Raw genomic sequence first — 2196 nt, 5'->3', positions numbered from 1 at the left:
GACACCAAAGCCCTGCCCGCACCCGACCACCACCGACCCGAACTCGCCACCACCTACACCGCACCCCGCAACGCGACGGAGGAGACCATCGCCGGCGTGTGGTGCGACGTCCTCGGCATCGACACCGTCGGCATCCACGACAACTTCTTCGAACTGGGCGGACATTCACTGCTCGCCACGCAGGTGACGTCGCGTCTGCGGCAACGGCTCGGAGTGGATGTTCCCGTGCGAGCCCTCTTCACCTCGCCCACGGTGGCGACACTGGCCGTGGTCGTGCGCGAGCTGGAGACGGCCGGTGAGGTGCCGCTGGTACCGGTCGACCGTGACAGCGGTCCACTGCCACTGTCGTTCGCGCAGCAACGGCTCTGGTTCCTCGACCAGTTGACGCCGGGCAGCGCCGAATACCTCGTGCCGTTCGGGCTGCGGGTGCGGGGCGTGCTCGACGCCGGTGCGCTGGGTACGGCGTTCACCGGTCTGGTGGCCCGACACGAGGTGCTGCGTACCCGGTTCGTCACGGACGACTCAGGCCGTCCCACGCAGGTCGTGGACGCGCCGTGGTCGGTCACTCCGGTGGTGCACGACGTCCGGGCCGTCCCGGCGGACGGCAGGGAGCGGGCCGCGTCGGAGCTCATGGCGGCCGAGGCCCGGAGGCCGTTCGAGCTGGACGGCGGTCGGCTCCTGCGCGTGGACGTGGTGCGTGTCGCGGACGACGACCAGTATGTGCTGATCACGTTGCACCACATCGTGTCGGACGGCTGGTCGTCCAGGATCCTGGCGCGCGAACTGCGCGAGCTGTACGCGGCCGCGGTCTCCGGGCGCGAGGCGTCGTTGCCCGAACTGCCGGTGCAGTACGCGGACTTCGCCGTCTGGCAGCGGGAGCGACTCAGCGGCGACGTACTGGAGGGGCAGTTGGCGTACTGGCGCGAGCGCCTTGCGGGCGTGCCGACCCTGGAGCTGCCGACCGACCATGGCCGGCCCGCCGAGAGGGACGGCGCCGAGGGCGACACCGTGTACTTCTCGGTGCCGTCGGAGGTGACGGAGGTGCTTCGGACGACGGTGAGCGGGCAGGGCGCGAGCCTGTTCATGGCCCTGCTGGCCCTGTTCCAGATCGTGCTGGCCCGCTACTGCCGCCAGGACGACATCGCGGTCGGCACTCCGATCGCGGGCCGCAACCGCGCCGAGACCGAGGATCTGATCGGCTTCTTCGTCAACACGCTGGTCTTGCGGACCGACCTGTCCGGAGATCCGACGTTCACCGAGTTGCTGGACCGGGTCAAGGAGACCGCCCTCGGCGCCTACGACCACCAGGATCTCCCCTTCGAACGCCTCGTCGACGAGCTGGCCCCCGACCGGGACCTGTCCCGCAACCCCCTCTTCCAGACCCTCTTCGTCTTCCAGAACACCCCGGACGGCGACGCGTGGAGCCTGCCCGGCCTGACGGTGGAGCACGTCCGTGTGGGCGGTCAGGACGCCAAGTTCGATCTCCAGCTGACCGCCGCGGAAGCGGGTGGTGAGCTGCTGGCGGCCCTGGAGTACCGGACGGACCTCTTCGAGCGGGCGACGATCGAGCGGTTGGCCGGTCATTTCGCGACGCTCGCCGCGTCGGTGGCGGCCACGCCGCGGGCGCGGTTGTCCGAGCTGAACATGCTGACGGTGGGGGAGCGGCGGGAGGTCCTGGTCGACTGGAACGGTGTCACGGGCCCCTACCCGGAGACGGCGACGATCCATCAGCTGGTGGAGGAGCGGGTCGCCGCGGATCCCGACGCGATCGCGGTGACCTGGGGCGACCGTCACTGGTCGTACGGGGAGATCAACGCGCGTGCGAACCGGCTGGCTCATCATCTGCGGGAGACGGGCATCACTCCGGACACGCTGATCGCGGTCTGCCTGGACCGTTCGCCCGATCTGATCGCGTCGTTGCTGGGCATTCTGAAGGCGGGTGCCGCGTTCGTTCCGCTGGACCCGGACTATCCGAGCGAGCGCATCACCTACATGATCAACGACACCGGCACGCCGTTGATCATCACCAGCACCGATCTGGCCCACCGCCTGCCCGACACGTTCGACCGTCTGTTGGTCGACGCCCAGTGGCCGGCCGGTCCGGAGTGCGACCTTGAGCCGGTGGCTTCGCCGGATGATCTGGCGTATGTCATCTACACCTCCGGTTCCACCGGCAGGCCCAAGGGTGTGGCCTTG

The 2196-nt window shown here is 69.4% G+C and carries 1 protein-coding gene; it reads left to right on the top strand.

The genetic code is table 11. The features are described from left to right. A partial coding sequence (locus ACZ7N4_RS39105) for a condensation domain-containing protein (protein WP_471368796.1) occupies window positions 1-2196 on the top strand: 2196 nt, incomplete at both ends.

The organism is Streptomyces sp. NPDC107654 (genome assembly GCF_055639035.1).
Note: the sequence above shows the minus strand (reverse complement) of the source record. Positions and strands in the feature narration are given on the sequence as shown.